General features: G+C 41.2%; 19 protein-coding genes. 8 read left to right on the top strand and 11 right to left on the bottom strand.

Going from position 1 to position 21,461, the window contains the following annotated elements:
- Positions 1-11: 11 nt before the first annotated feature.
- Both J0A69_RS02190 and J0A69_RS02185 read right to left on the bottom strand, forming a co-directional pair.
- Positions 12-794 (bottom strand): hypothetical protein, encoded by a 783-nt coding sequence (locus J0A69_RS02190; RefSeq protein ID WP_206584872.1) that lies wholly within the window; start codon positions 792-794, stop codon positions 12-14.
- A gap of 260 nt (positions 795-1,054) precedes the next feature.
- Complete coding sequence (locus tag J0A69_RS02185) at positions 1,055-1,345, bottom strand: DUF3892 domain-containing protein (protein ID WP_206584871.1); 291 nt, start codon at positions 1,343-1,345, stop codon at positions 1,055-1,057.
- Positions 1,346-1,507: 162 nt separating this feature from the next.
- Here J0A69_RS02185 and J0A69_RS02180 point away from each other — a divergent pair, with 162 nt between their 5' ends.
- The 3 genes from J0A69_RS02180 to J0A69_RS02170 are packed head-to-tail and all read left to right on the top strand — an operon-like array spanning position 1,508 to position 7,256.
- Positions 1,508-2,491 (top strand): AAA family ATPase, encoded by a 984-nt coding sequence (locus tag J0A69_RS02180; RefSeq protein ID WP_206584870.1) that lies wholly within the window; start codon positions 1,508-1,510, stop codon positions 2,489-2,491.
- Positions 2,481-5,078, top strand: coding sequence for a S8 family peptidase (locus tag J0A69_RS02175; RefSeq protein WP_206584869.1), 2,598 nt, complete (start codon positions 2,481-2,483; stop codon positions 5,076-5,078). The genes J0A69_RS02180 and J0A69_RS02175 overlap by 11 nt, the downstream gene beginning before the upstream one ends.
- Positions 5,079-5,087: 9 nt before the next feature.
- Entirely contained in the window at positions 5,088-7,256 is a 2,169-nt protein-coding gene (locus J0A69_RS02170) for a KAP family P-loop NTPase fold protein (RefSeq protein WP_206584868.1), read from the top strand.
- A 230-nt stretch (positions 7,257-7,486) separates the two neighbouring features.
- Here J0A69_RS02170 and J0A69_RS02165 read toward each other — a convergent pair whose 3' ends face one another.
- The 5 genes from J0A69_RS02165 to J0A69_RS02145 all read right to left on the bottom strand — a co-directional run bounded on the left by J0A69_RS02165 (position 7,487) and on the right by J0A69_RS02145 (position 10,500).
- The gene (locus J0A69_RS02165; RefSeq protein WP_206584867.1) at positions 7,487-7,915 is read right to left on the bottom strand and encodes a DUF7689 domain-containing protein; all 429 of its coding nucleotides are present in this window, start codon (positions 7,913-7,915) and stop codon (positions 7,487-7,489) included.
- Positions 7,890-8,354 carry a hypothetical protein gene (locus J0A69_RS02160; protein WP_206584866.1) on the bottom strand — a complete coding sequence of 155 codons (465 nt, stop codon included), beginning with the start codon at positions 8,352-8,354 and terminating at the stop codon, positions 7,890-7,892. The genes J0A69_RS02165 and J0A69_RS02160 overlap by 26 nt, the downstream gene beginning before the upstream one ends.
- Positions 8,351-9,079, bottom strand: a complete 729-nt coding sequence (locus J0A69_RS02155; RefSeq protein ID WP_206584865.1) for a TIGR04255 family protein — start codon at positions 9,077-9,079, stop codon at positions 8,351-8,353. The genes J0A69_RS02160 and J0A69_RS02155 overlap by 4 nt, the downstream gene beginning before the upstream one ends.
- Before the next feature lie 227 nt (positions 9,080-9,306).
- On the bottom strand, positions 9,307-9,861 hold the full coding sequence (locus tag J0A69_RS02150; RefSeq protein ID WP_206584864.1) for a hypothetical protein: 555 nt from the start codon (positions 9,859-9,861) through the stop codon (positions 9,307-9,309).
- 108 nt (positions 9,862-9,969) lie between these two features.
- Entirely contained in the window at positions 9,970-10,500 is a 531-nt protein-coding gene (locus tag J0A69_RS02145) for a helix-turn-helix domain-containing protein (protein ID WP_206584863.1), read from the bottom strand.
- Between the two features lie 327 nt (positions 10,501-10,827).
- Here J0A69_RS02145 and J0A69_RS02140 point away from each other — a divergent pair, with 327 nt between their 5' ends.
- The 4 genes from J0A69_RS02140 to J0A69_RS02125 all read left to right on the top strand — a co-directional run bounded on the left by J0A69_RS02140 (position 10,828) and on the right by J0A69_RS02125 (position 18,446).
- Entirely contained in the window at positions 10,828-11,016 is a 189-nt protein-coding gene (locus J0A69_RS02140; protein WP_206584862.1) for a hypothetical protein, read from the top strand.
- Positions 11,017-11,555: 539 nt separating this feature from the next.
- On the top strand, positions 11,556-13,730 hold the full coding sequence (locus J0A69_RS02135; protein WP_206584861.1) for a TlpA family protein disulfide reductase: 2,175 nt from the start codon (positions 11,556-11,558) through the stop codon (positions 13,728-13,730).
- Positions 13,731-13,860: 130 nt separating this feature from the next.
- On the top strand, positions 13,861-17,040 hold the full coding sequence (locus J0A69_RS02130) for a SusC/RagA family TonB-linked outer membrane protein (RefSeq protein WP_206584860.1): 3,180 nt from the start codon (positions 13,861-13,863) through the stop codon (positions 17,038-17,040).
- A 41-nt stretch (positions 17,041-17,081) separates the two neighbouring features.
- On the top strand, positions 17,082-18,446 hold the full coding sequence (locus J0A69_RS02125) for a RagB/SusD family nutrient uptake outer membrane protein (RefSeq protein ID WP_206584859.1): 1,365 nt from the start codon (positions 17,082-17,084) through the stop codon (positions 18,444-18,446).
- Between the two features lie 46 nt (positions 18,447-18,492).
- On the opposite strand, the gene J0A69_RS02120 is transcribed toward J0A69_RS02125, so the two are convergent.
- From J0A69_RS02120 to J0A69_RS02110, 3 genes are all read right to left on the bottom strand, one after another.
- Positions 18,493-18,738: a hypothetical protein gene (locus J0A69_RS02120; RefSeq protein WP_206584858.1), complete on the bottom strand. Its 246-nt coding sequence runs from the start codon at positions 18,736-18,738 to the stop codon at positions 18,493-18,495.
- 237 nt (positions 18,739-18,975) lie between these two features.
- Complete coding sequence (locus J0A69_RS02115; RefSeq protein WP_206584857.1) at positions 18,976-19,128, bottom strand: hypothetical protein; 153 nt, start codon at positions 19,126-19,128, stop codon at positions 18,976-18,978.
- Positions 19,129-20,166: 1,038 nt separating this feature from the next.
- Positions 20,167-20,565, bottom strand: coding sequence for a MauE/DoxX family redox-associated membrane protein (locus tag J0A69_RS02110; protein ID WP_206584856.1), 399 nt, complete (start codon positions 20,563-20,565; stop codon positions 20,167-20,169).
- Positions 20,566-20,956: 391 nt separating this feature from the next.
- Here J0A69_RS02110 and J0A69_RS02105 point away from each other — a divergent pair, with 391 nt between their 5' ends.
- Positions 20,957-21,172: a hypothetical protein gene (locus J0A69_RS02105; RefSeq protein WP_206585822.1), complete on the top strand. Its 216-nt coding sequence runs from the start codon at positions 20,957-20,959 to the stop codon at positions 21,170-21,172.
- A 136-nt stretch (positions 21,173-21,308) separates the two neighbouring features.
- On the opposite strand, the gene J0A69_RS02100 is transcribed toward J0A69_RS02105, so the two are convergent.
- A complete protein-coding gene (locus tag J0A69_RS02100; RefSeq protein ID WP_206584855.1) occupies positions 21,309-21,455 on the bottom strand; it encodes a hypothetical protein in 147 nt (48 codons plus the stop codon).
- Between the last annotated feature and the right edge of the window lie 6 nt (positions 21,456-21,461).

The raw sequence follows: 21,461 nt of genomic DNA, 5'->3' as shown, positions 1-21,461 counted from the left end.
GGGAAGCTTTTTTATTGAATTGGCCTCACTGTAAACTCTCCATCTTCGTCACCCTCATCTAACGTATAGTAACTAAAATTAAGGTTTCTGATTTCTGAATACTTTAATAACATTAAATTTCCCGGTATTTTGTAGTGCTTAGGTGACCCGCCTAACAGACCCTGATCGTCTTTTAAAAATCGGCGCTGCACCTGTTTGAGGCCTATGTAGTCTAGTCCTCCATCCTTGCTTAGCTCATAGTGCACTAGAATGCCCTCATAGAGTAAGCTCCCCTCTTTAGTTTCTACCAAAGCGTCTACATATACTAATTCTATATCTTCTATAGTATCTAAATCAAGTTCGATATTGGAGTTTGGAAACTCATAAAATTCCCCAGTAAAAATATAATGCCAAGAGTTTTGGAACCTAAGCAGGCTGAACTGCCTGTCTGCACCTGTTGTTCTTACAAATTGCTTGAGAATCATGCCAAGTCCTGCACTACCTATCCACATACTGAGATGGTAAACAATAATTGGTAGCGCAAAGTCATTTAAATTCTTGAATACTTGTGGATTAGGGGTGTTCGTCAGCAAGCTCCCAAATAACTCCAGATCTACATAGTATCCGAAAAGCCCCACTCCAAAATACCAAATACTGTGAATTACTATGCTTGGGATAAATCCTGATAGAAATATTTCTAGAAAAGTCTGCTTAAAGTATTCAGTCGAAAATTCTTGAGTATAATAAAATCTTCTAAAAAATATGCCTGGAAGCAGTATTAAAAAAAGTATAAAGGTAGATAAGGCTAAATTCACGGTTTAGGAATCCGAAATATTTTACTTCTTCCCTAAAGAAGTTTTGAAAGATGTTTCTCCTTTGCCATTCCTATGGGCTCTAATGGCCTTTGCCAAACCCGAAGCTGATTCTGGGTTACTAAGAATCTTCTTAACACGCTCACTACTTACGGATACATCTGTATGACCGAAAGTTATTTTTCGCTGACTGCCAAATTTATTTTTCATTTTTATTTATTAGGACATCTTTTTAATATCAAACGCAATTTATACTCTTTGAGTTAAGGACACTCATTTAGGCTTAATAGGTTGTTTGGGTCGAGACCATCAGCTGTAGTCCGAAGGTATTTTCTTCCACTTCTACTTATTGATACGATGACGTTAACATCTTGCATTCCCGCTGTTCTAACATAAAACTCCCATTCTCCAGATTCAATTCCTCTGATTCCTTCATCAGTTGTGATTTTCCATCTAGTGCCATCATGATTTACTCCTCCTATATGTGTAATTCTTTCTTGGGGATTATATCGGTCATCCTTGTTGATGCATCGTATTTGATGTCGAGAAGCCATATTATTGATTTTAAAACAAGATACTGCTTTGAATCAACCTAAAAAATACCCAGTACTGGGTATTTTTATTCTGACACAAGTTGCCTAGCTTAAGGATGCAGTTTTCTTTGAATTGGTAAGAACTTTGTAAGTTCGTTATTTAAAAACGAGATTATTTTCAATATGGCAAGAGCTGACCTTCTGGTAAAATTAGTAAAAGCAGGTTCCACAGGCGATTCCGGACTTTTTCGGCGGGTTGCTGAATCTATTATTGCAGAAGAAAAAAGCAAGCAACACCATGTGTTGGCGGGCCAGCTCGAAGACATATTAAGCAATCAGGATTTTTCGACCTCCCGTAATTCACGGAACACCAATACACTTTTAAACCAGAAATTCGAAAACTTCCTATTTCGCATCCATCCCGAGAAGAATTTAAATGATTTGATCCTCGATGATGGCAACAGGCTGAAAATGGATGAAGTGATTCAGGAGCAGTTTCGTGCGGATATACTTCGTTCTTACAATCTTGAGCCTAGAAACAGAATACTGCTATCAGGAGCTCCTGGAAATGGGAAAACCTCTTTAGCTGAAGCGCTAGCTCAGTCCTTGATGATCCCATTTTATGTCATTAGATATGATGGAATAATCGGAAGTTACCTAGGGGAGACTGCTACCAGATTGAAACAGATGTTTGATTTCGTCAGGACTCAGGAGTGCGTATTGTTTTTTGATGAGTTTGATGCAATAGGAAAAGAAAGGGGGGATCAGCATGAAACTGGAGAAATTAAGCGGGTTGTAAGCTCTTTATTGATGCAGATTGATCGTCTGCCTTCCTATGTGGTGGTTGTAGCAGCCACAAATCATCCAGAACTTTTAGACAGAGCGGTTTGGAGAAGATTTCAGGTGAAGCTTGAGTTAAATAAACCTACCAAGCCAATGATCGTTCAATGGCTTTCAAATTTTGAATCACAGGTTAAATATTCTTTACAACATCCACTTCCTACCATAGCATCCAAACTGGTAGGTTTAAGTTTTTCAGAAGTGGAAGATTTCGTTTTGGACATTCAGAGGAAGTATATTTTGGCACTTCCTGAAGTGAACATCAAAAAGATCGTAGATGAGTGTTTGACTTACCATACTCATCAATCTGATCTAAATGGCAGATAAAAAACCACTGCTTATTTTCCCTACGCCTGGAGTGGCTTCAAGAGAGCCTAGACCTCTTGGTAGGCCTAATCTAACCTTTCCTGACTATGAGCGACAAAAACAGCGTATTGGCAGGCGCTGGCAAACGTTAAAGGAAAATTTTGAAAGAGAGTCTTTAAGTCTATCACTCAATCCAGAAGGATTTTTTACAGAATACATTGTTGTATTTGAGTTAGCAGGCTCAATAGAGGAATTCTACACGGCTATAGCTAAAATCCCAGGCATGTTCTTCCTAAAAGAGCTGTTGGAAGAATTTGAACCTGACGAAGATTTTTATAAAGATGATCACCAGCCATATCCCGGTCGTGTGTATGTTTCCATGGTCAATAAAAGATCAATACAGGAGATTTTAAGGCTTTGGAAGATTTTTGACAAGGACAGAGAGACTTCTTTTGATACAGGACTGACCAAATTCAAGAACTTATTCAGTCAGCTAAGGGACGTAAGACCGTATTCTGTAGAGGATCGATTTAAGGATACGGGAATGGATCATTACTTGGAGGAGATAAGAGGATTGGGACAAGAAAGGGTTCGTTTTGAAATTGAGTTTGCTTATCCCGAAGGCCAGGAAAGAAGAGATAGAGCGGTACAGGAAGTACAGAAACTGATTTCCGAGGCTGGTGGAGAAATTGTTTCTGGCTCGGAATTAGATTTAAGGGCAATTCGATACTTGGCCTGCTTAGCCGATGCTCCTATCTCAGTTTTTGAAAACTTGACTTCATCATCCCAGATCCGATTTCTGAAAGCCTCCCATGTATTGTTTTTTCGGCCTCCCGGACAGGCGATAGCCAGTCAGGGACCCATCGAAACGCTGGAGCTTCAAGGTGTCCCTCCGGGATCCGAAGCATACGGGGACCCGATGGTTGCGGTATTTGATGGCTTGCCTTTAGAAAATCATGAATTGCTTCAAGGGAGAATCATTGTAGATGATCCTGATGATTTCACTGCGAAATACATTGCCGGATCTCGAATTCACGGAACAGCTGTTGCCTCAACGATCTGTCACGGTGATTTGAATGGAGAGAGGCAGTCGCTGGTTCGTCCTGTCTATTCGAGACCCGTGATGCATTACAATGGTTTAACACGTCGTGAAGAGTTTCCGGAAGATCGCCTAGTAATAGATGTCCTGCATCGCGCGATTATCCGAATGGTGAGGGGGACAAGGGAAGAGCTTCCCGTAGCGAATAGAGTCAAAGTCGTAAATATTTCGCTGGGCGATGGATTTCGGCCCTATAGAAGGGAACTGAGTACCTGGGCGATGTTTCTAGATTGGGCAGCTTTTGAATACAATCTCCTGTTTATTGTCAGTGCCGGGAATTTCGGCGAGGATATTAAGTTCACCATCGAGCCGGCGGCGTTCCGAAATCCTATTTCTGAAGAAGCTAGAAAGACTTTTTTAAAGGAGATGATTGGGCAAGATTTCAATCGGAAAATACTTTCACCGGCAGAATCAATCAATGCTTTAACAGTCGGTGCTTTGAACAGAGATGAAGCTGAAATTGATATTGCTAACCCGATGTTCTTCTCAAGGATAAACATAAATGAAGAACATGGATATCTAGCGCCCTATTCACGCTTTGGATGGGGACACAATGGGTCTGTAAAGCCTGATATCCTGATGCCCGGTGGAAGAGCCTTATTGAGAAGAAAGCTTGCTGATCGAAGTGTCGATCATGTCAATCTCAGTTTTGAACCCGGAGGGTTTCCACATCCTCCCGGAGTATTGGTCGCCTCCCCGGGGTCGGCGGGTCAGTTAAATCATATGACTTATCTATTTGGCACCACATTCTCGGCAGCTCAGACTACGCATTTGGCAGCTAAATTAATCGAGGTGTTGATAGAGTTGAACCAAGAAGCACCCGCAGCTCAGCAAATTGATGAGGAATACTTTCCGGTGTTGATCAAGGCGCTTATTGCTCACGGAGCAAATCTCGCGGAGAGTTATGAATTGTTCAGATCAGTAATTTTGAATTCTTCACCTATAAACCCAAACCAAGTAAAAGCCAGAATGTCGGCATTTACTGGGTATGGAGCCGTGAATGGCCAACGGGTGCTCTATTGTACCACCCATCGGGTGACGCTGATTGGAATAGGACAACTATGTAGCAAAGAGGGCGAAAATGCAAGCCTATTTCGTTTCCCGCTACCGACTTCCATATCTTCTCAGGTGGTGCAGAAAACACTGACAGCTACCTTGGCTTGGTTTTCTCCCTGTAACGTCTGGAGTAATAAATACAGACAAGCACATCTTTACCTTTCGAACCTTGGAAATAATAAAGACCTCAGCTTCGATGATGGGACGTACGATTTCAGAAAATCAAGTAAAGGGACACTTCAACATCAGATTTTCAGTGGAAATAGGGCGGATGTATTTATTGAAGGTGGATTTCTGACGATTAAAGTCAACTGCCGAATGGACGCTTCTGGATTGGAAAACTGGAAGAAAATTCGTTACGGTCTCGCAGTCACATTAGAAATTCCAGAGACTGTTGAGGTGGATATCTATGAAGAAATCAAAGCTGCTATTCAAACTCAGGTTAGGACTTAAATAATTGAAATGATCAAAACAGATCTACCTATTACTAAGAGAGAAGATGATGCCTTTCAAAGATATCCATTTGCTTATCAAATTGCATCGGTAATTAAAGGGCATGAAAAGACCGATTCTTTCGTTGTCGGAGTCTATGGGAAGTGGGGTGAGGGGAAAACTTCTGTTTTAAATTTCATAAAAGAAGAACTCAACCTAGATCCAAACATAGTTGTAATTAATTTTAATCCCTGGCTATTTAGGGATGAGGATCAACTGTTAAAAACATTTTTTTCTGTTCTAGCTAATGGACTTAATGTTTCATTTGAAGGAAAAAAAGAAAAAATAGGTAAGAAGCTTTTAGATTATGCAGATGCAATTGGAGCTGCAGGTTCTTTGGTTGGAGTTTCTGGGGTAAAAGGATTTCTCCAGCATCTTGGCAATAAGTTTTCAGCTATTTCCATTGAAGATAATAAGGAAAAAATCAATCAAGGACTAGAAGATTCAGGTAAGAGAGTGGTGGTTGTAATGGATGACATTGATCGGCTGAGTAATTCAGAAGTTCAGAGTATTTTCAGGTTAGTCAAACTGGTCGCTGATTTTAAAAACACTGCATATTTACTCTCCTTCGATGATGAATTGGTTGCTTCGGCATTGGATTCCCTTTATTCTAAGGGTGGGTATGATTATTTGGAAAAAATCATCCAATTGCCTTTACGATTACCAAAAGCTCAACTTTCATCAGTTAAGAAGTACACTCTTAATTCTATTTTTGCCGAACTTGATTCCAATGAAATTTTATTGGAAGAGGATGAGCATCAGAGATTCAATATTGCATTTGATGAATACATACTTAGACTTATAGTCACTCCGAGAGTTGCTGTTAGATATGCAAACTCCATCTCATTTGCTTTACCCCTTTTAAAGGGAGAAGTAAATATTGTTGATCTTGTTTTTATTGAAGGGATAAAAGTGATTTTTCCAAGGCTTTATGATTTTATAAAGGATAATGGCATTTTTTTTACTAAGACGTATAATTCGCCTAGTTTCTCAAGAGGAAAAGAAGTTCAAACAAAGGAAGAGGCAAAAAAACATGTTGAGGATCATCTTGAATTGTACCCCATTTTAATTAGGGAGCGATTGCAAAGGTATTTGAAAGAGGTTTTTCCTCAACTGAAGATCATTTTTGATAATGAGGACATTTCTGAATACGAAACTAAAGAGTGGTACGCTAAAAAGAGAATTTGTTCAGCCCTATATTTTGATACGTATTTTTCCTATGTGGTTTTAGAAGGAAAAGTCTCAGATGTTTCGTTCGATGGTATTTTGGATCAGATCAAAGAAGTAGACTTCTTTAATAGAAGAGATGAGTTAGTTCGGTTGATCTCTGAAATGGATAAAGCCGAGGTAGCCTTGAAGATTCAATTATTGGAAGATTCTTTTACAAAAGACCAAAAGAAATTTCTAGCATTAAATCTGAGTTTGATTGGCGATATTTTTCCTGAAGCAGACTCTGGAGGTTTTAGAATCATGGCTCCTTTTCAACAGATTGCCTATTTCATACAGAAATGTGTGGAAGATCAAGAGCCAGAAAATAGAGTTCTATTGGGAGTTGAATTAATGAAAAGGGCTACTCCTTTGAATTTTGCATTTGAAATATGGAGAACCCTACATCCTAAAAGTGATGGAGGTTCACGACCGAATCTTTTTACAGATTCTGATTTTGAAAAGATCTCTAAAATGCTTTACAATAGGAGTCGAAGTGAACTAAGCTTGGGTCAATTGTATGAGTCTATAAAGGATACATATTTTAGGTATTTTTTGGAAATAGGTTCCAAACTAAATCCTAAAGGTATCAAAAAAGAGATAAAAGACTGGTTGCAAGCCGATGATGAGAATTTTATGAAACTTCTATATGCCTTTAGTCAGACAACGCATTCGTTTGGAGGAAGCAAGAAAGGAAGAAATACATATAAATCGAATTTCAGTGAGGCATTTTATAATTTGCTGAAGAATGTCGTTGATATTGATTTTTTCTATAGCATGTCTGTAGAATTATTTGGAGATCAATCTGATTTCGAACCTACTTCAGATCGTGATGCCCTTACTGATGAACAGCTAGTAGGTTGGTTTCAGAGAGTTCATTTGGACAAGAACATTGGAGAGCTTAATCAGGATGATATTTCTGTTGATGAGTAGCTTTATATCAAGGTGCTTCGGTTTAATAGAATAGCCTCATACTTTTATTTACCATATTCACCTTTATTAGCCACTCATTTTGGAATAAATCATTTTAATTTTAGAAAAATTTAAAGGAATATAAGTCCCGATAAGGATCGCGATATCGGGATAAAGTGAAAGTATGGATATATTATTTTTGTAAATAATAGATATAAAAATCAGCAGCAAAACTTATAGAAGTTTAGACATTATTGTTGTACAATAGGTCTGCTCATAAAAACTGTAGCATTTCCATAACCACCATCTTCCATAGAATTAATAGTGTGGGACACATCATTTTGTTGCCCAAGTTTGCTTGACCAAAGTCCGTTTTGTAACTGTTTAGCAGCATGTGTTACAATCCCTTCTTTTGTATATATAACAATCTTTTCTACTCCCATTTCAAGTACATCATTATCACATTCTTGAAATCCTTTTGTTGCAAACAAAGCCTTAAAAGCATCAATTGTAACTTCTCTTGGTACTTCTTCGGGCCAATAATAAATATTTGTTGAATCTGGCCAATACCATTTTGAGTCATCACCAAATGCCCATGCTATACAGTTATATGATATAGTTTGAGGGCTTGTTATTAAAAATGGTTCCCTTCCACTATTGGGAAATGCTGGGTGACTCATCAACATTTATATAATGATTTAAAGTTGCCCAATTTAACCAATCATTTTTCATCTCACTAAAAATCCCTCTATGTTCGGTTTCAATTGGGTTTTCATTCGTTATGGATTCTAAAGCATAGAACCAATGACTTTCATTTGCTTTCAAATCTTCAAAAATAAGTGGTAATACTTCTGGACCTAATTCGATAATGCCTCTATAAGCATTATTGTTTACAATTTCATCGATACTAGATGAAAAAAAAGTTTCTGATTCCCAAATGGATTTCAAATTTTCGAATCTTTTAGACAATTGATCCTTATAAAGCTCTTTTATGAAAATACTATTACCTATAAAATTTGAATGCGAAATTTCTATACTTCCCCTAACAAAATCTGCTTCACAAGAAATGGCAAAAGGTCTAGATCTCTCTTGCAATGTAGGATAACTGAAATTATTCATAAATATTGATTTAAGGTTTTTTCACTTATACAATCGATAAAAATCTTATTTTTTATTTTTCTAATCTCATTAAAATTTGTTGTTAATTTTTCCAAGTCATTTGTCAATCCTAACTCTTGGAAAACATCAATATCAATAATTACTGGCAGAGTATTATTATTTCTAGGTTCAATTGCTTGAGTTAAAATTGCTTCCCTATACCCATCATCACAGGGAACTTGGACTTGTAAAAAGAAATTTTTAATCGATTTAGGCAATGATTTTGGAATTGCTGGGACAACATTCAAATAATCTTCAAACCGAGTAAATGGAATTGGTATTTCAATTCTATTGATGAATCGGGTAGCAATTCTCAAAATTTTATTTGGAGCAAACAATTTTGAATAAGTTTCCCAATGAACTATAAATTCAGAAAAGTGAGTTTCCCAACTTTCATAAGGCTTCAATACATTAAGTGTGAATCCATCAAGTCTTACCTGAATCTGTTTTGATTTATCCTTAGAGATAAATGAGAACCCATTTAAGTCAGATTTTGTGTCACTTTTTATAGAAATTCCATCTTTTAATTGAATTGTACCATGTACTTTGTGAATATTTTTTAATTCAGGGAAATTTCCTGATAGAAAATCTCTGATTTTAAGCAATTCCTCCGGTTTTTGAATATTGATTTTATCTATTCGAATGTCAAAAACAGCCTCCTTTATAGGTGCGTTTTGTAATTTCATAATTGTGCTGGTTACCAAAATTAATTAACGTAAGAAATGACAAAATGTGACAACATTGAGATTAAACAATTGAAAATCAATAGGTTTAATCTTCATTAATTAATTGAAATTGTTCTAAATAGAGAAAAATCTTTTGACAAATCTAAAGAATTTATTTCAGCAATACTTCAATCAAAGGTAAAATAAGAAACTATGATTTTAAATTTTAAATTAAATAATCAAAACTGTCATTTAGTGTTGTTGCTCAGTTTTGCTGCAGTGATCATAGTTTTCATATCAGTGCTAATAAAAAAATCTCTCACCAATTCGAGGAGAAAATCCTGATAATTGGTAAAAACAGATTTAATGAACTTCAGTTCGAGGCTTTCTGTGTTTAGATCCTCAGGTGTTTTTGGGTGTGTAATTTTGTCCCTCCAATTTTTCAATATCCAAAAGTTCTTGATTTTAGTATCTCGATACTTGTTAAGAGCCTCAGTTCTTTCCCAAGTAGTAAATACTTGTTTAATTGTTGATTTGAATTTGGTGTCAAAGTCGTTCCTGTCATTGTAGTTAGGATATGGATCTATTTTGTTTAAATGATATATGTCACCTTCGACCATAGAAAAAAACCGGATAATAATATTTCTTTTTAGTCCATTTATTTTTTCAGAATCCTCTAAATCTTCACAAAAAATGAAAAGTGATCCTATATCTTTTCTGGTAATATTGTGAGTTTTAGAAAAAGTTGAAAAAGCTCTTGTCGCCTCTAAATACTGTGTAATATCTGAAATAAATTTCCCCATAATTCTGAAATGAAGGGTTTCTAATTTTTTCTGAAAATAAAGGAGAGCGAAGTTCATTTACAAACTACCTTCTACCCATCCTTACTAATCATACGCACCAGCTCATAATTATTTAAGCCTGTACAAGTAAACGGCCTTATTTCCACTTGAATCTTCTTTAACCAATATACCTTTTTCAACCATTCGCCCTAATTCTCTAGAAAGTGGCTTGCTCTCAATGTTATCATCTGGGAATAGATCAATAATTTCTGAAACTTTCATTCCAGCTTTCATTTGAGGTAACGGGAGAACTTTTAACCGGATAAAATCAGGTGTTGATAATGCGTCAATAAAGTAGTCTTTGAAGTCTTTATATTTCCTTCGGAAGGTTTCAAGTACTTTTAGGTTTAAACCTAGTTTTAGATCTGGTTTTGTCAATAAGTCATTGACTGTAACATCGTAAAGCGTGCTATATGGTAATAAGGTATTGACGTTGGGAGTGACTTTATTCCCTTTATTTTCCAATTGACGGATGTGATCACTGGATTGATTAGTGTATGCGTCAATGCCATTAATTGTTAACATAGCCTGTTTTCTAAGTGACCTTAAATTATCTGCCAAAATCCGATGATCAATTTTTAGTTTTTCCTTCTTTGCCATAAAGCAAAGACCAATAAAATTTTGTCCTCATATTTTGGGTTTTAATTTGTTTTTTGAAAACAAATTTGAGATATTAGTATCAGCTATAAGTCAATTAATGGTGTCTAGTCTGAGTCCAGTTGTAGAAACGTAGGAAATTTCAAGAACGCAGGGCAAAGAGTAGAAGCCCACTTTCTATATTTACGGTATAGAGGTGGGTTCTCTCTGCATGCGTTTTATGGTGGTTTCACCAAGGTTCTCCTACGTACCTTACAACTTGCAAGTTGAGAGCCTGCCTCTATTCATTTGGTGTGTTTTCAACTTGGACATTGTTATAACCCAAGTATCATGGAACAGACCTTAATTTTTTCTGGATTACCAAGCTTCCCGGGAAGGAATTTCTGGAAAGAAGAGAGAACAGCCTTTTACCTTGGGGCAAATTGCTCATTACCTATCTATTGTGGATTATTATTAGAGGAACTCGGCATCACCGCGGTTGATCGCTTGTATCCTCTAAAGCCCAAAAAGCCTGTTTGAGGTTGAAGGTATTTTTAGACCATACTTGCTTCCATCCTTCGCGCAAAAGGTTGGGACATACCCCAGGAGACCTGCGCAGCTCCGAGAAGTATGGTTACTAATTCTCAAGTCGGCAAGCTGATATAGCTGGTAGCGCTGACACATTTCTTAGTATTTAATTATTGCTGGACAGTCGGAAAGACTGAGGGTGGATTGCTATGTCTGTATTTGAGTACCAAGTATCAAGTACCAAGTATCAAGAAGCTAGAGTCAAGAGCCTAGAAGGAAGCGTCTGTGAGGGTACTTTCAGGCTTCTGACTTTAGCTTTCAGACTTCCTATTTCGAGATTGCCACGGCTCGTACCTCGCCTTCCTCCTTCGGCGGACAGGCGCAATGACGGTCCATTCTTCGGACACCGGACATTCGACACCTGTCTGACCTAGACGGCTCCAGCATCAAAAATCAAAAAGCATGAAATGCCTGAAGCAGGATAGCTATGCCTAATTCAAATCAAGCCAGAAGGCATTCCATGAGGCCATTAAAAAATAAAACACATACTCATGAAAAAAATTCTATTCACATGCTTCCTGGGATTCCTATGTCCTCCCAAAAGCAAATCTAACTCACGACCCTTTGTGTCCTATCTCAGCGATAAAGGAGCTGTATTACCTCAGCCACAAGCTGACATATCTCAGGACCGAAGCGACTACTTGATACCGTCTATTGAAGCCTATCTCCCCGCCATTGGCGGGCTATTTCATCGACGAAGTCGATCTATTTCGCAAGCCAAGGGCTTGCCTATCTCTAATTTTCTATACCAAAAATGGTTCCTTAAAACCTGTTTAATCCTTTCAATACTATCGAGTAGTATAAATGAAGTAAGTAGTCAAGTTGCTTGTTCACCACCGGGGTTTGAGTTGGTTGATTGCCCCGGGTTTCCTGCTTTGGCAGGTTCCAATCGGAGTGGGGAAACTCGCTCCGAACCTTTCTACTCTGTTACACCTCAGGATATTGACAGTGGACCATTCACTGTCGACTGTCGACTGAAGACTGTCGACTGTGAAAAGAGGACTGTTGACTATAATAAAAAGGGATTTAGTTTAGTTGATACCACTTTATCCCCAAGGCAGGGGAGTGAAAATTCCTCTGCCATCTTCGAAAGCAAGCAGGAAAGCCAGGCAGTTCTGTATATAGAGATGGAGGGTGAAACCAATGGGCCACTTTATCAGATCCACGTCTGGGATAAAATCGGGGCAACTGGCTTTTCCATGGAGACGGCACGGACCATCTTGACGGAAATTGCCCCCAATGACTTTTTCCGTGGAATGCTCCCTACCGTTACAGGGGCTTTGGATATCCGGACCGGGGAACTGGAAAGTCCCACCTATCTCTCTGTTTCCGAAAACGGGAGGAAGGTCCTTTCTCCCTATCTGGTCTTTCCCGGAGATTCTGCCCTTATCAGGATAAATCCGGCCTCGGGAACCCTGCATTTTACAGGGCAAACAGGGGAGCAGCTGCTTTTGCAGCAGCAGCTTCAGGACTTGCTGGACAACGAAGAGTTTACAAAAGAGCAGCTGGTAGTCGTTCCGGACAAGGAGAAATACCTCTCCGGCAATGGTAACAGGGAAAAGCTTGAGCAAGGTAAGCTTCAGTTCGGTAGGACCATGTTGCTTCTCCAGCAGGGAGACGAAGAATTGGAATGGCTTGCGGGCAAGCTGGCGGATTCCGCATTTGATCTGGCAGTGCAGCGGATGTCAGTCGCCTATCTGGGCAGAATACCCGGGGATAGACTCACTTCATTTCAGGCTGATGCTTTGGGCAGGTACTATGCAATTCGCAGCAGACAGCTGGGAAGGATCATTCCAAGGATATCGGATGGCTCCAGGGATCAGGCAGAAAGACTCCTTTCACAGCTTCAGGACAAGTTTGATGCTATCGAAGAGTGCCAATGGCATATAGCAGGGATAGTGGAATTCTGGAAGGAATTAAACGATGCCAAAATGCAGCTCCAGTCGGAATCTCCCCTGGACTGGATCGGAAAACAGAAAGCTGGATATCCAAGGGACCTACTGGTGGAATATTATTTTTTCTCCAAAGGCAAATCGATCAATGACCTGGATGCACAGCTGGAAAAAGGATTGGCTTTAGTCGCTGACCCGGATGTCAGCACCCGTCTGAGCCAGATCAAAGCGGTTCGCTCACTGGGAAGCCACGTCTTGCCCATGCCTCTACTTTCCCTAGATGGAGATACGCTGACTTTAAACCGCTGGAAAGGGCAGGTAACCCTGGTGGAGTTCTGGCTTTCGGGCTGTGGGGCATGCCTGACCCGCTACCAAAAAGTGATGAAACCCCTGGAGGAGCATTTTTCAGGGGATCCCAGATTCAGGATCGTCTCAGTTTCGGTGGATAAGAGCGGGAAGAGGTGGAAAGGCAGTATCGGCACCTTTTCCTCCATCACTATGACCAATGCCCGCACCTTGCCGGAGTCTTTTGGGATTTTAAGAGGATATGGAATCGGCAGCTACCCCGGCTTTATGCTTTTGGGCAGGGATGCCCAGATACTGAAGGTATCAGGCTTTCCGAATGATCTGGAAAAGATGATCCAATTGATCAGCCATGCGCTGGATGAAGGCTTTCCTTCTGCCTCTGGCCACCCTGATATTGACCCAATAAAAATTTCTGAAAAGACCCTGAACCCAATTGTCCTTAAGCCAAATAAAAACAGAAAAATATGAAATCGAGCATTCCTGTCGAAGTCAGGCATGACGAAGGACGTCAGAATGGGATGATTATACCCTTGCGAGATTCTCCCGATAGAAATCGGGACAGGCTATATGTGACCTTCAAAAAACAAATTATAATCATATGAAAAATATATTTATCCCATTTATGATCCTTTTCCTGGGCTGCATTCAGCTGGGATGGGCACAAAAACAGATCCCTGTAAGCGGCAGGGTGATTTCTTCGGAAGACCAACTGCCCTTGACGGGAGCAAGTATCCGGATCAAAGGAACCCTGAGAGGGGCAATCGCAAACGAAAAAGGCAGTTTTCTCCTCCTTCTGGATCCTGGAGATTCCCTGCTGACTGTTTCCTTTATCGGGTTTGAAACCCAGGAGATCAATCTGGCCGAAATAAAAACAGATCCGCTTCTGGTCAGTCTGGAACCGATCCAGACCCTGTTGGGAGAGGTAGAGATCCTTTCCACGGGCTATGAGGAAATTCCAAGGGAAAGGGCCACCGGGTCATTTGCGGTGCTAGGTCAGGAACTGGTGAACAGAAGGGTCAGCACCAATACACTGGACCGCCTCCAGGATATCACCCCGGGTTTGATATTCAACAGGGCAGCGGCTACCAATGACCCGATCAGCATCCGTGGCAGGGGAACCATATTTGCGAATACCATGCCTTTGATCGTGGTGGATAATTTCCCTTATGATGGGCCTATCGAAAATATCAATCCCAATGATATAGAATCGATCACAGTACTCAAAGATGCAGCGGCAGCCTCCATCTGGGGCGCCAGGGCAGGGAACGGAGTGATCATCCTGACCACCAAAAAGGGCAGGAAAAAGCAGCCCCTGAAAGTTGCCTTCAACTCAAACATGATTTTCACAGAATCCCAGGACCTGTTTTATCAGCCGCGGATGAGCAGTGCGGAAATGATCGAGGTGGAGCGGATACTTTTCGAAAAGGGATTTTACAGAAGTGCAGAGCTTTCCAACAATAAAACAGCACTCTCTCCGGGTGTAGAAACGATGATTGCCCTCCGGGACGGTAAGTTGACCGGGCAGGAGGCAGAAGCAAGGCTGCAGGCTTTTTCAAATCAGGATTCCAGAGACCAGCTGCAGGAGTATTTTTACCGGCCTTCCCGGTCCCAGCAGTATGCCTTGTCCCTGACAGGAGGAGGGGAGCGCTCTGCTTACTCCGTCTCCGCCGGATATGATATGGTGCAAAGTTCCCTAGAAGGAAACAGCAACAGCAGGTTTACACTGAATGCCCAGAATCAATGGACGCTGGCCAAGGATAGGCTGGATTTCAGTATGGGACTTTATGTGGCCGAATCGGATGAGACCACTGGAACCCAGGTGCCCAGTCTGTATCCCTATGAACTGATTGCAGATGAAATGGGAAATCCCCTTCCGGTAACCCAGACCTACAGTAGGAGGTATCTGGAGAGCGGGGCAGTAAATGGACTGTTGGACTGGAATTTTTACCCACTTGCCGAAAAGGGAAAATGGGGAGGCAAAGGCAGAAGAACGGATATCCGCTGGACGGGAAGTCTGGCCTATGAGATTCTTCCCGGTTTGAAACTGGCGCTTTCACACCAGTATTGGCTCAATAAATCCAATGGCACCAATCTTCAGAACCGGGACCTTTATGCAGTCCGTGACCTGATCAACCAATTTTCCGAAATCGACGAAAACGGGGGGATTGTCAGAAATATCCCGGTAGGTGATATCCTGGATTTACAGACAGGGGAATCCCGTTCCCATAATTTCCGCGCTCAACTCAACTATTCCAAACAATTCTCAGCGGGGACCCAACTGACATTTGTGGGAGGATATGAGGCCAAGGATCTGCAGGGTGTTTCCCATACCACCCGGTTTTATGGCTACAATGACGAGCTGGGGATCAGCGCACTGGTAGATACAAAAAACCAGTACAGAAGATTCCATAACAACAGCCTCAGTGCCATTCCTTCTAACCAAAACCACGGGGGCATGATCGACAGGTTTCTTTCAGCCTATGCAAATGCCGCATTTACCTATAATGGAAAATATACCGTATCAGGAAGTGCCCGTAGGGATGCTTCCAACCTGTTCGGGGTTAATGCCAACCAGAAGTCCGTTCCTCTCTGGTCCATGGGAGCTTCCTGGGTGATCAGTGAAGAGGGATTTGTATCGGAAATGGGACTTCCTTTTGTCAGGCTGAGAACTACCTATGGTTACAATGGGAATATTGACAGGTCTGTTTCGGCCTTTACCACAGGCAGGTTTTTTTCCGATCCTTTTGGCATGATACCCGGTTTGCCCTATGCTGACATAGTGAATCCCCCAAATCCAGATCTAAGGTGGGAGCGGATAGGGATCCTGAATATCGGCCTGGACCTGGAAACAAAGGATTCCCGCTGGAGGCTGGCACTGGACTATTTCAGAAAAAACGGAAAAGACATCATCGGGAATTCACCCGTCCCTAGATCAATCGGTGTTCCCACTATCCGGGGCAATTTTGCCGCTGTTCAGACCTCAGGAATAGATATGGAGCTAGGTGCAGCTATCCTACGGGGACCGATCCAGTGGAACTCGCGCCTTGTTTTCTCCTATGTGAAAGAAAAAGTGCTGAGCTATGAAACAGAAGTCAGCCCTGTCAATTACCTGAATGGCAATGTGCTTACACTGCCCATACCGGGGAAGCCGCTGTTTTCAGTCTTCAGTCTTCCTTTTGCCGGGCTTGATCCTGCCACAGGAGATCCTTTGGGATATCTGGACGGCGAACCTTCCTCAGACTATGCCGCGATATTCTCCGGGCTGACAGAAGAGGATGTCCGGTACCATGGTCCTTCCCGTCCAACTGTTTTTGGTGCTTTCACAAATAATTTTGGATGGAAAGGTTTCAATCTCTCGGTGAATATCGCCTACCGCATGGGCTATTATTACCGCAGACAGACAGTGAGTTATTCAGAGGTGCTTGCCGGTCGGATCAGCCACTCGGATTACTCCTTTCGCTGGCAGAATCCCGGGGACGAACTGTACACCGATGTAGCATCCATGCCCACCACCAATAACAACAACAGGAACAGGCTGATCCAATCAGGATCCAACCTGGTGGAAAGGGGTGACCATATCAGGCTTCAGGATATCCGTCTTTCTTACTCTCTGGATGAGAGGGCAGGTGAAAGATTTCCTTTTTCCAATCTGGAGGTCTACACCTTTATGGACAATGTGGGCATGATCTGGAAAGCCTCCAAGGATCAGCTGGATCCGGATTTCCAGCAAATGAAGCCACTTAAAAGTTTTGCCCTAGGCATCCGGGCTGCATTCTGATGGTAGACTTCCTTAATTGAAAACCTTAAAATTTATTTAATATGAAAACATACATAAAAATTTACATCCTGCTTTTGTCGATGGGTATCAGTGCCTGTGAAGGGTTTTTGGATGCCAAACCGGAAAAATCGTTGGTGGTTCCAAGCGAACTGAATGAACTCCAGGCATTGCTGGACAATGGGAATACCATGAATGTCTTTTCGGGCATAAGTGATATTGGGACTGATGACCTGGAGCTGGAAGAGGGGGCGATCAGCGGTTTGTCCAACCCTGTGGTGGAAGGGAATTCCTACCTCTGGAAACCGGATATTCTGGAAGGCTTCGGTTTTACCGAATGGAACGGTAATTATACCAGAATCCTTTATTCCAATGTGGTATTGGAGCAAATCGAGAGAATAGCACTTACAGAAGCCAACCAAACCGAATGGAATCTTGTCAAAGGCTCGGCCCTGTTTTACCGTGCAGCTTCTTTCTTGGATCTACTAATGGTTTTTGGCCCGGCCTATCAGGAAGCAACCGCTTCATCAGAACTTGGTATCCCTTTGAGATTATCCCCTGAAGTCCAATTTGAACTTGAAAGGAGTACGGTGGAAGAAACCTATTCCAGGATCATAGAGGATCTGGAAGGTGCTTATGGATTGTTACCGGAGAGATATTCGGATTATGCCACCAGACCAAGTAAGCAGGCAGTAACGGCGATGTTTTCCATGGTTTATCTCTATCGGGGAGATTTCCAATCCTCTGAGCGCTATGCAAAGGAAAGCCTGAGCTATGGAGGGGAATTAATGGATTTTAATACACTTGATCCCAGTGCCAGGTTCCCTGTTTCGCAGTTTAATACTGAAGTGGTTTTCCATGCCTTGATGAACTCTTATTCATATATCAGACAGCAGACTACCTATATCGATGGAGAACTAGTGGATTCCTATCAGGAAGGGGATTTAAGAAAGAATGTGTTTTTTACTCCCGCGAAAAAGGAAGGGAAATTTAATTTTAGGGGGAATTACTCCAGTGGTACAAGAGGGTTCAACGGGATAGCCTTGGATGAAATCTATTTGATACTTTCCGAAAGCCTCATACGACAGGGAAAGCTGGAAGAAGGAATGGATGTTTTGAATGAATTCTTGGCTACCCGCTGGTCAGCGAATACCTTTCAACCGATCCAGGCTGAAAATGAAGTGGAAGCATTGGAAATAGTGCTTGAGGAACGGAGAAAAACCCTGGTCATGAGGGGAAGGAGATGGGCAGACCTGAAGAGGTTGAATTTGGAGGATAGGTTCCGGAAGACTTTGGAAAGAAACTATGGAGGACAAAAATACAGTTTGGAGCCTGGGAGCCCAAGATATGTATACCCTATTCCTGAGGATGAGATCAGCCAAAACCCTATTGTACAAAATAGTAGGTAAGCAAAAAAAATCTCCACGGGATTCCCGTGGAGATTTAAGTTAACTATTAATGTGGAACGAACTTGGTTTCAATCGGACTTACCGGATTTCCATTGTTGCCATCGTAGAGGCAATGGATCTGCTCGGTAGTTGCATCACAATCATACTCCCCGCTGGTCACAATTGAAGTGACATCCTGGAAGACTCCATCAATTAAAGCCCATCGCTCCATATTGCCTTCCTCTTTTGGAAAACTGAAAGCAAAGGCCCCAAACGCTGCCAGAATAAAGGCAAACAGGGGCAATCTTTTCATTAATTTATTCATCGTTATGTCCCGTTTTTTAACCAATCAAAAACAGGAAAACCGTTTCAGGTTGTTTGCCTACTCTAAAAAAGGGTTTTCGGCATCTCCCTTTTGGAGGCTCATCGGCGTTGGCTTGTCTCTTAGCCCAAACCATTAAGAGAAATGAGCCTCTTTTTACAGTCATCTCGAGCGTGCTTTAGCAAAGCGCGGCAATCTCGTTTATTTGTTCTCCAACCGTGGTCTGTGTCACCACAGACCACTATTTTCATATCTCTCTCCATGGTCTGTGTCTCCACAGACCATTAAGGTTTCATTCACAATTGCTAACCTGTCAGGCTGAGCGGAGTCGAAGCCTCCTAATCCATGGTCTAAGCCTGCCCGTACGAAGTCGGGTCTCACAGCCCATTTAAAAGATTAATATTTCAGCCTCCGATGGAGACTATATTTTACCAGTCAATTGCTGGTATATTTCTCAGCCCTTGGCTGAATGATTATTTTTTTAAGCCCTATTGTGAAATTTTAGCTAGGGGTTGTATTTCATCAGCTAACCTTTTCATTTTTTTTACCTAAAAGAATAAATCAATTGATTTTATTAGTTAACTTAATACAAAGTTTCTTAATACCGATTGACTTAACGCCAAGTACCTTAAGCCTTTGGGGTTTTTAGAGCCCCGAAGGTTTTACCGTGTAATCATTAATTCCTAAAAAGGAATAGCCATTTTATTATTTTTCACAGCCCTGTTTCTTACCTTTTCAGTGCTGTTGGGCGGTTTCACAGGGCCGCCCTTTTAATTTATCATACCTGAATTAGGGGTTTCTTCCACACTAGGGTCTGTGCCTGCCCGTCAGCAGGCGGGTCTTCACAGATCATTCCCACATTGCGATTCGTTTTCATCTTGCTGGCGTAACGCCATCCTATCCGAATGACGATCCCGGGCCAGCGCTGATGAAATAACATTCCTTTAAACCCAGTCGCCCGATAGCTATCGCGGCGAAACCCTGGCCTGCCCGCCGTGGCGGGGCTATTAATATTTGTCCCCTCTGCGGTCAGTCCCCCAAGGGAGGCTTGGATCATTTGATTTCTAAATGGTTGCCCTAGCGAGTGTCCTCACTCGCGTATCTTAGAGGATTCATTTTGTCCAGAATTCAAATCTTAAATCATCTGGTTTCCATCTTGCTGGCAAATCTATCCGTCTCCTATTGACAATTCCGGACCAGCGCAGGAACAAATGATAATCTTTCAATCCCCGGGTTATGTCGTACCTCCTTACCCGGGGCTACTACATTTGACACCTTCAGGGTCAGACTACCAAGTGTTAATTGAACCATCCTCTTTTCAGCTTTCTAACCTACCTCCGGTAGGCAGGCTTTATCCTTCTGAATTAACTACCCAACTCCCTGCTTCCAAACCTCCAATTTCCAATTCATTTTAAATTTCTAATTCTTACATTTTAAATTATAAAGTCCCCAAACTGCCACCCAAATAAATCCCAGGTCCAAAACAAAGTGCTCCGCCCAACCCAGACTTTCCAAGATCCCAGCACAATTGCATGGTACCCTTGGAAAAGCTCCCACCCAGATCAGACCCACATAGGTGGTAAAAACTGAAAGCAGTAAAATGCTTCCCAGATACCCCCACCAGCGGGTTATAGAAAAGAGCAGGAGCAGGGCAATCAGCAACTCAGTGATCGGAATAACATATGCCAACACCTCTGCCAGCTCCCCAGGAAATGTCTGATTGTGAAATGCTTTTCTGCTGGATTCAAACTGTATCAGCTTATCAAAACCGGTATAGGTCCAGAGGAGAATCAGAACTGTTGAAGCTATTTTGTCCATAACATTGGTTTTAATCCTTCACTAATCCAAAGACTCTAATTTTGGGTCAAAATGATTTGAACTAGCTTGTAATTCTACTTTTACCTTTTGCTTAAAGTTCCTGCTAATAAGGATGTATTTGCAAAAAATGGGTACAAATGACTTGATATTGGTATAGATGACACTTAATTAGGGTATATCAGGCAACCAGGTTAACACTCATTTTTTACATTTCGAATAATAATCCAACCGATAATAAAAGCTTAGTATTAAAATTTTAAGTAGTATTTGTTTTTCAAACTAAAAGTTATTAGAATAGACTAATTATAAATTACTTTTTCGAAAAAGCGGTATACTGGTGGAATGGCTAGGTCTTAATTCCTGCCATTCTTAAACTATTACTTAAATATTATTGGAACTGAATCATAGAAGAGTCATCTATGCTCAGGATATCATGAATTTTACAGGAAGGAGTAAGTCTTGCGCTTATAATATGCTCAATCAGGCAAAAGCTAGTTTGGGCAAGAGCAAAATACAAATTCTGACTGTGAAGGAGTTTGCTGATTTTCATGGTATACCTGTAAGTGAACTTGAAAATTCACTTTTTGGGAAACCCGATCAAAAATAAAAGGACCGAATTCAATCGATCCTTTGGATTGGAGGTCTTCTCCACCGGAATGGCGATCCGGTCTTTCCTAGTTTAAGTAGTGGGTAATCTTTTAGGTCTTACCCTTAATAATCTCTTTTGGACGCTTAGTCCTTTTTTAAATTGTGGTAATGGTAGTCAGGCATTCCCTGAAAAAGCTTGCGGTGGTACGGTTGCTTTTCCCTGTTTTTCCTGAATCATTTCCAATGATCCTAAATGATTTGAGCGCTTTTCTGCATTGCTCCAATTCTTGATTCTTTGTCATATGTGA

Source organism: Algoriphagus pacificus, from assembly GCF_017254845.1.
GTDB classification, from domain to species: Bacteria; Bacteroidota; Bacteroidia; order Cytophagales; family Cyclobacteriaceae; genus Algoriphagus; species Algoriphagus pacificus.
The sequence above is the reverse complement of the archived record's forward strand: the minus strand, read 5'-3'. Positions and strand labels throughout refer to the sequence as shown.